At 72.6% G+C, this 8,004-nt stretch carries 7 protein-coding genes; 4 read left to right on the top strand and 3 right to left on the bottom strand.

Annotation, left to right across the window (positions count from 1 at the left end; genetic code table 11):
• Window positions 1-100: 100 nt before the first annotated feature.
• Window positions 101-871, bottom strand: a complete 771-nt coding sequence (locus ACWD4A_RS34915; RefSeq protein WP_451200440.1) for a cobalt-precorrin-6A reductase — start codon at window positions 869-871, stop codon at window positions 101-103.
• A gap of 77 nt (window positions 872-948) precedes the next feature.
• Between ACWD4A_RS34915 and ACWD4A_RS34910 the strand changes: the two genes are divergently transcribed.
• Entirely contained in the window at window positions 949-2,091 is a 1,143-nt protein-coding gene (locus tag ACWD4A_RS34910; protein WP_451200437.1) for a cobalt-precorrin-5B (C(1))-methyltransferase, read from the top strand.
• Between the two features lie 23 nt (window positions 2,092-2,114).
• Here the strand turns inward: ACWD4A_RS34910 and ACWD4A_RS34905 are convergent, their stop codons facing one another.
• Window positions 2,115-4,481: a phosphoketolase family protein gene (locus ACWD4A_RS34905; protein WP_451200436.1), complete on the bottom strand. Its 2,367-nt coding sequence runs from the start codon at window positions 4,479-4,481 to the stop codon at window positions 2,115-2,117.
• Between the two features lie 176 nt (window positions 4,482-4,657).
• On the opposite strand from ACWD4A_RS34905, the gene ACWD4A_RS34900 reads away from it, so the two are divergent.
• Both ACWD4A_RS34900 and ACWD4A_RS34895 read left to right on the top strand, forming a co-directional pair.
• Window positions 4,658-5,470 carry a SigB/SigF/SigG family RNA polymerase sigma factor gene (locus ACWD4A_RS34900; RefSeq protein ID WP_451200441.1) on the top strand — a complete coding sequence of 271 codons (813 nt, stop codon included), beginning with the start codon at window positions 4,658-4,660 and terminating at the stop codon, window positions 5,468-5,470.
• A 64-nt stretch (window positions 5,471-5,534) separates the two neighbouring features.
• Window positions 5,535-5,729 (top strand): hypothetical protein, encoded by a 195-nt coding sequence (locus ACWD4A_RS34895; protein ID WP_451200435.1) that lies wholly within the window; start codon window positions 5,535-5,537, stop codon window positions 5,727-5,729.
• A gap of 67 nt (window positions 5,730-5,796) precedes the next feature.
• On the opposite strand, the gene ACWD4A_RS34890 is transcribed toward ACWD4A_RS34895, so the two are convergent.
• Window positions 5,797-6,102 carry a chaplin gene (locus tag ACWD4A_RS34890; RefSeq protein ID WP_451200434.1) on the bottom strand — a complete coding sequence of 102 codons (306 nt, stop codon included), beginning with the start codon at window positions 6,100-6,102 and terminating at the stop codon, window positions 5,797-5,799.
• A 351-nt stretch (window positions 6,103-6,453) separates the two neighbouring features.
• Here ACWD4A_RS34890 and ACWD4A_RS34885 point away from each other — a divergent pair, with 351 nt between their 5' ends.
• Window positions 6,454-7,974: an SDR family NAD(P)-dependent oxidoreductase gene (locus ACWD4A_RS34885; RefSeq protein WP_451200431.1), complete on the top strand. Its 1,521-nt coding sequence runs from the start codon at window positions 6,454-6,456 to the stop codon at window positions 7,972-7,974.
• The last annotated feature ends 30 nt before the right edge of the window (window positions 7,975-8,004 follow it).

The raw sequence follows: 8,004 nt of genomic DNA, 5'->3' as shown, positions 1-8,004 counted from the left end.
GTCTCCTGCGTCACATGGATCACGACGAGTTCGACGGGATAGGCGTCGGGTCGGCTGGAGACCGTGTAGTCGGCGCCGTCGGCCGGTATCCAGTGCCCGGTTACGGGAAGGGGCGGGGCCGGGGAAGAATCCCCCTCAGCCACGACGCGGCCGCACCCGGGTCCCCCACTTCTCGCACACCCGCCGGCGCAGCCGGCCGCCGCACCACCACAACGACAACCCCCGCCTCGCGCGCAGCGACAAGCTTCGCCGAAGTCGCCGCCCCGCCGGAGTCCTTCGTCACCAGTACGTCGATCCGGTGCCGTCGCAGCAGCGAACGTTCGCCGTCCAGCGTGAACGGCCCCCGGTCCAGCAGCACTTCCATCCGCGGTGGCACGGGCGGCTCGGGCGCGTCCACGGAGCGCATGAGGAACCACTTATCCTCGAGGTGCGCGAAGGCGGCCAGTCCCATCCGGCCCGTGGTCAGGAACACCCGCTCCCCCAGCGCGGGCAGCGCCCGCGCGGCCTCGTCCAGGGAGGCGACGGAGGTCCAGCGGTCCCCCGGGCCCGCGACCCACCCGGGACGGCGCAGGGCGAGCAGCGGAACATGGACCTCCGCGGCGGCCGCCGCCGCGTTGAAACTGATCGTTCCGGCGAAAGGATGGGTGGCGTCGATGAGCGCGTCCACCTGCTGCTCGCGCAGCCAGCGGGCCAGGCCGCCGGGCCCTCCGAACCCTCCGACGCGGACCTCGCCCGCGGGCAGCCGCGGTTCGGCGACGCGGCCCGCGAGGGAGCTGGTGACGCGCAGCCCCGGATCCGCGGTCAGCTCCGCGGCGAGGCGGCGTGCCTCGGTCGTACCGCCCAGGATCAGGACGTGGCGCTCGGCGCTCACCGGATACCCTTCCGCCTGCCGTGCCCGTACCGCCGGGCGTTCATGGAACGCGGCCCACTCTACGGCCGGAGGCCACCGTGACTGAGACCGAGGCGGCGAAGCCCGCGGGCGGGCGCTCCGCACAGCTCGCGCACACCGGGCTGCGGCACGGCTGGACGACGGGCTCCTGCGCAACGGCCGCGACGACCGCCGCGTACACCGCGCTGCTCACCGGGGAGTTCCCCGACCCGGTGACGATCACGCTGCCCAAGGGGCAGACGCCCGCGTTCGCGCTGGCGGCGGAGGAGCTGTCCGAGGGGCGGGCCATGGCCGGGATCGTCAAGGACGCCGGGGACGACCCCGACGTGACGCACGGTGCGCTGATCCGGTCGACGGTACGGGTGCTGCCGCCCGGCTCGGGGGTGGTCTTCCGGGCCGGTCCCGGCGTGGGGACCGTGACCCGTCCGGGGCTGCCGCTGCCCGTCGGCGAGCCCGCCGTGAACCCCGTGCCCCGGCAGCTGATGCGCGACCACGTAGCCGAGGTCGCGGCGCGGCACGGCGGTACCGGTGACGTGGAGGTGACCCTCTCGGTGGACCACGGTGAGGAGATCGCCCGCTCCACCTGGAATCCACGCCTCGGCATCCTGGGCGGCCTGTCCATCCTGGGCACCACGGGCATCGTCGTGCCGTACTCCTGCTCCGCCTGGATCGACAGCATCCGACGCGGGGTGGACGTGGCGCGCGCGGCGGGCCGTACGCATGTGGCGGGCTGTACGGGGTCGACGTCCGAGAAGGTCGCGGTGGCCGTGCACGGGCTGCCGGAGGACGCGCTCCTCGACATGGGCGACTTCGCGGGCGCGGTGCTGAAGTATCTGCGCCGGCACCCGGTGGACCGGCTGACCATAGCGGGCGGCTTCGCCAAGCTCTCCAAACTGGCGGCGGGTCACCTCGACCTCCACTCGGCGCGCTCCCAAGTGGACAAGGGCTTCCTCGCGGAACTGGCGCGCCGCGGCGGTGCGGACGCGGCGCTGGCCGCGTCGGTGGCCGGGGCGAACACGGGCCTGGACGCCCTCCAGCAGTGCGCGGCGCGCGGCGTGCCGCTCGGTGACCTCGTCGCGGCGACGGCCCGCGACGAGGCCCTGGCGGTGCTGCGCGGCGCGCCGATCGCCGTCGACGTCATCTGCATCGACCGGGCGGGCACGATCGTGGGCCGGGCGGAGCCGCGCGGACCGCGGGGGTAGCCGGGGGGGAGCCGCGGCGGTGTTCAGCCGCCCGGCCAGCGCCAGTTCGTCACCTCCGGCATGTCCACGCCGTGTTCGCGGATCCACGCGTGGTGGCGCGTGCGCGCGTCCGCCATCGCCTGGCGTACCGGGACGGCGCGTGCGCCCAGGCCCGGTACGCGGTCGATGACGTCCATGACGAGGCGGTAGCGGTCGAGGTCGTTGCCGACGACCATGTCGAAGGGCGTGGTCGTGCTGCCCGTCTCCTTGTAGCCGCGGACGTGCAGTTGTGCGTGGCCGGTGCGGCGGTAGGTGAGGCGGTGGAGCAGCCAGGGGTAGCCGTGGTAGGCGAAGACGACCGGCCGGTCGGGGGTGAACAGTGCGTCGTACTCCGCGTCGGGCATGCCGTGCGGGTGTTCCTCGCGGGGCAGCAGGCACGTCAGGTCGACGACGTTGACGACCCGTACGGCCAGCTCGGGCAGGTGGCGGCGGAGCAGGTCCGCGGCGGCCAGCACCTCCTGGGTGGGGACGTCGCCCGCGCAGCCGAGCACGATGTCGGGCGGCCGGGCGCCGGTCTCGGTGCCCGCCCACGGCCACGCCCCGGCGCCCCGGGCGCAGTGGGCGCGGGCCTCGTCGAGGGAGAGCCAGTCGAAGCAGGGCTGTTTGCCCGCGACGACGACGTTGACGTGGTCGCGGCTGCGCAGCACCTGGTCGGCCACGCACAGCAGCGAGTTGGCGTCCGGCGGGAGGTAGACCCGGACGACCTCGGGCGACTTGTTGAGGACGTGGTCGACGAAGCCGGGGTCCTGGTGCGAGAAGCCGTTGTGGTCCTGGCGCCAGACGTGTGAGGTGAGCAGGTGGTTGAGGGAGGGCACGGGGCGGCGCCACGGGAGGGTGCGGGAGACCGTGAGCCATTTGATGTGCTGGCTGACCATGGAGTCCACGATGTGGGCGAACGCCTCGTAGCAGGAGAACAGGCCGTGCCTGCCGGTGAGGGTGTAGCCCTCCAGCCAGCCCTGGCAGAGGTGTTCGGAGAGGACCTCCATCACCCGGCCGTCGTGCGTGAGGTGTTCGTCCGTGGGCAGGATGCCCTCCTGCCAGGCCTTGCCGGTCGCCGCGTAGACGGCGTCCAGCCGGTTGGAGGCGGTCTCGTCGGGGCCGACCAGCCGGAAGTTCCTGCTCCGCGCGGTGTCGGCCATGATCTGCGCGAGGAGCCCGCCGAGGACCCGGGTGGGCTCGTGCCGTGTGGTGCCGGGTTTGTCCACGGGTACGGCGTAGTGCTCCAGCGGCGGGAGCGGCAGTGAGCGGGTGAGCAGGCCGCCGTTGGCGTGCGGGTTGGCGCCGAGGCGCCGGGTGCCGCGCGGTACGTGCGCGAGGACCTGCGACCGCGGCCTGCCCTCCTCGTCGAAGAGCTCCTCCGGGCGGTACGAGCGCAGCCAGTCCTCCAGCAGGCGCAGGTGGTCGGGGTTGTCGCGGACCCCGGCGAGGGGGACCTGGTGGGAGCGCCAGGTCCCGGCGACGGGCAGGCCGTCGACCTCGGCGGGACCGGTCCAGCCCTTGGGGGTGCGGAGCACGATCAGCGGCCAGTGCGGCCGGTCGGGGACGCCGTCCTCGCGGGCGACGCGCTGGGCCGTGGCGATGTGGTCCAGGGCGCGGTCGAGGGCGGCCGCCAGCGCGCGGTGCACATGCTCCGGGTCGTCGCCGCCGACGTGGAGGGGCTCGTGGCCGTAGCCGCGCAGCAGCCGGTCCAGTTCCTCCTCGGGGAGGCGGGCGAGGACCGTCGGGTTGGCGATCTTGTAGCCGTTGAGGTGGAGGATCGGCAGGACCGCGCCGTCGTGGACCGGGTCGAGGAACTTGTTGCCGTGCCAGGACGCGGCGAGCGGGCCCGTCTCCGCCTCTCCGTCGCCGATGACGCAGGCGACGAGCAGGCCGGGGTTGTCGAGGGCGGCCCCGTAGGCGTGGGCGAGGGAGTAGCCGAGCTCGCCGCCCTCGTGGAGGGAGCCGGGCGTCCCGGGGGCGACGTGGCTGGGCACCCCGCCGGGGAAGGAGAACTGCCGGAACAGCCGCTCCATGCCGTCCGCGTCCCGGCCCACGTCCGGGTACACCTCGGAATAGCTGCCGTCCAGCCAGGAGTTGGCGAGCACGGCGGGGCCGCCGTGGCCCGGTCCCCAGACGCAGACGGCATCCAGGTCGCGGGCCTTGATCACACGGTTGAGGTGGGTGTGGACCAGGTTCAGCCCGGGTGCGGTTCCCCAGTGCCCGAGCAGCCGCGGCTTGATGTGCTCGGGCTCCAGCGGGACGGTGAGCAGCGGGTTGCTCAGCAGGTAGAGCTGCCCGGCGGCCAGATAGTCGGCCGCCCGCCAGTGGGCGTCCAGCGCCGCCACTTCGCCATCGGCGAGGTTCTGTGCCATGGGCGCCCGGGTACCCGTCGCCGGCACGGGGAAACGGTCGCGCCGCCGCCCCGTACGCGGTCACCCTCCGCGTACCCCCGGGTGCTCCGAGTCGCACAAGTCCATGGGGCGGGTGATGCTGGGGGGAACGTGGCTCCGCCACCACTCCACGCGGCAGCGAGGGGACGACCGTGACCATGGACGGGACGACGCACCGGCGGCGCGCGCACGACGCGCCCGACACGGCGGAGGCGTTCGCACGGCTGGCGGCCCTTCCTCGGGGCGCGGAGCGCGACCGGCTGCGGCAGGAGCTGATCGCCGCCTGGCTGCCCATGGCCGAACGCATCAGCGTGCGGTTCCGCAGCAGCGGCGAGAGCCCCGCGGACCTGCGTCAGGTGGCGGCCCTGGGGCTGGTGAACGCCGTCGACCGGTACGACCCCCGGCTCGGGCACGCCTTCGAGACCTTCGCCGTCCCCACCATCACCGGTGAGCTCAAGCGCCACATCCGCGATCACGCGTGGTCGGTGCACATCCCGCGCAGGGACCAGGAGTTGCGTACGGCGGTGCGTTCCGCGCAGGTGGCGCTGGGGCACCGGGACGCCCGCGCAGCGGCGACCCCGGCGGAGCTGGCCGCGGCGAGCGGCCTGTCCGAGGAGGAGGTGCTGCGGGGCCTCGCCGCCGAGGGCGTGCACAACACCCTCTCGCTGGACCATCCGGTACTCGGCGCGGACGACCTCCCGCTCGCCGAGACCCTCGGCCGCGTCGACGGCGCGCTGGACCTGGTGGTGGACCGGCAGTCGCTCAAGCCGCTGCTGAGCGCGCTGCCGGAGCGCGAGAAGTACGTCCTGTACTGGCGTTTCTTCGGCAATCTCACCCAGAAGCAGATCGGCGCCCGGCTGGGCGTCTCACAGATGCAGATCTCCCGCATCCTCAGCCGGACCTGTGCGCGGCTCCGCCGGGAGCTCCTCGGCCAGCCGGGGCCGCCGGGCCGCAGCCCCGCGCCGGGCTGAGTCCCGCGCCCGTTCCCCACGTACTCCCCTACGGCAGTTCCCGAACGGCAGGAGGCGCACCACCATGACGTCCGGCCACACCCACCTGACCCCCGATCTGCCGCCGATCGTCGAGATCCCCGACCTGCCCGGCGCCCAGCGGCCCCGGGGGAAGTCCACCGAGCGCGACGGGGGCGAGGCGTCCGCACATGGCAGTGGCGCCCATCACGAGGATCATGATGGGCGCCACGAACGCGCAGGTGAGGACTCCGGCGGCTGACTGTGACCCCTCTCCGGCGCGAGTCGCGCGGAGGCGGCGGCTCAGGCACGCGCTCCGGACGGACTGCTCACCACCTGTCGTGGTCGTGGTCACCGTGACCGTGGTGACCGTGGAAGTGCTCGTGCTCCTCCACGTCGGCGTTGACGCACTGGTTGCCGAAGGTGGGGTTCAACAGGGCGATGATGTCGATCGTGTTGCCGCACAGGTTGATCGGGAGCTGGATCGGCACCTGGATGGTGTTGCCCGAGACGATGCCCGGGGAGCCCACGGCCACGCCGTCCGCGTCAGAGTTTGCGGAAGCGACCCCCGCGGCACCGGTGAGCGCGGCGCTGGCGGCGAGAGTCAGGGCGGCGGCCTTGGCGATACGCGACATTGGCTAAACCTTTCTTATGGGTGTTGAGCGGCAATTGTTGCCGGAGAACCCAATGGGATTCGCCCAATATCGGCCCCGAACACCATAATTAACCCGGAAAGCGCAATAAGTAATATGGACTGGCCCCGTGGATTTCCGGGCGGCCTTGAACGGCGAAAAGCGGGGCCATTGGGCATTTCGCGGAATTGCGGCGAAGACCGCGCCCGCACCGTGACGCAGCGCGTTGACACCATGGCGGAACGTGATGCTTTGTCCGGTCCGGTGTCGCTCGGGTTTGGCGTGGCCGCCTTCACCTACGTACAGTTCTTCGAGGCTTCAATAGATCAGACGAACTGGGAAACGACAGCGCCGATGACGGTCACCGAAGAAAACCGCGACGCTGCGGTCCACCAGTCGGGCATCGACCCGGAACGCATGGCGATCTGCCTGGGTGTGCTCGAGGAGCTCGACCGGCTGCCGGTCGACCACCCCGACGCGATCGCGGTGCGCCGCGCCACCGCCGGCATCTACCGCACGGTCAAGCAGCGCCGCCGCCAGGAGCGCCGGGCCGCGAAGACCGCCAACGACCGCGCGGTCACCGAGGCCACGGCCACCGGCTCCGCCGAGCGGATCGACGACGAGACGCAGGGCATCCTGCCCAGCTCCAGCACGCTCGGCGAGATCGCGGGCATCCTGCAGCGCCCCCGGTCCTGCTACATCTGCAAGACCCGTTACGTCGAGGTCGACGCCTTCTACCACCAGCTGTGCCGCGAGTGCGCCGCCGAGAACCGGGCCCGCCGCGACGCCCGCACGGACCTGACCGGCCGGCGCGCGCTGCTCACCGGCGGCCGGGCGAAGATCGGCATGTACATCGCGCTGCGGCTGCTGCGCGACGGTGCCCACACCACCATCACCACGCGCTTCCCCAACGACGCGATCCGCCGCTTCAAGGCCATGCCCGACAGCGACCAGTGGATCCACCGGCTGAAGGTCGTGGGCATCGACCTGCGCGACCCGGCCCAGGTCGTCGCGCTCGCCGACTCGGTCGCCGCCGAGGGCCCGCTGGACATCCTGATCAACAACGCGGCCCAGACCGTGCGCCGCTCCCCGCAGGCGTACAGCGAGCTGGTCGCCGCCGAGTCCGCGCCGCTGCCCGCCGGCGAGCTGCCGCCCGCCCAGGTGATCGGCACCTTCGGCAGCGGCAGCGTGGACCGGGTCGCGGCGCTGCCCGCCGCCCGCGACGGCGAGGGCCTGACCGCGCAGGACGTCACGGAGCTCGCGCTGGTCTCCGGTTCGGCGTCGCTCGCCCGGATCGAGGCGGGCACGGCCATCGACGCGGGCGGTCTCGTCCCGGACCTGCACGACACCAACAGCTGGATCCAGACCGTCTCCGAGGTCGACCCGGTCGAGCTGCTCGAAGTGCAGCTGTGCAACTCGACCGCGCCGTTCATCCTCATCAGCCGGCTGCGGCCGGCGATGGCCGCGTCCACGGCCCGCCGCAAGTACGTCGTGAACGTCTCCGCCATGGAGGGCGTGTTCAGCCGCGGCTACAAGGGCGCGGGCCACCCGCACACCAACATGGCCAAGGCCGCCCTCAACATGCTCACGCGCACCAGCGCCCAGGAGATGCTCGAGAGCGACGGCATCCTCATGACGGCCGTCGACACGGGCTGGATCACCGACGAGCGCCCGCACCCCGACAAGGTCCGGCTCGCCGAGGAGGGCTTCCACGCGCCGCTGGACCTCGTCGACGGCGCGGCGCGGGTCTACGACCCGATCGTCCGCGGCGAGGAGGGCGAGGACCTCTTCGGCTGCTTCCTGAAGGACTACGGGAAGTCGAACTGGTACTCGCGGACGCCGACTCCGACATCGGCCTGGTCGCCTACGAGATGACGCTGCTCGTCAAGCGCGTGGGCGCGCACC

The sequence above is a fragment of the Streptomyces sp. NPDC002537 genome, from assembly GCF_053594975.1.
This window is presented reverse-complemented; position numbering and strand designations above follow the sequence as displayed.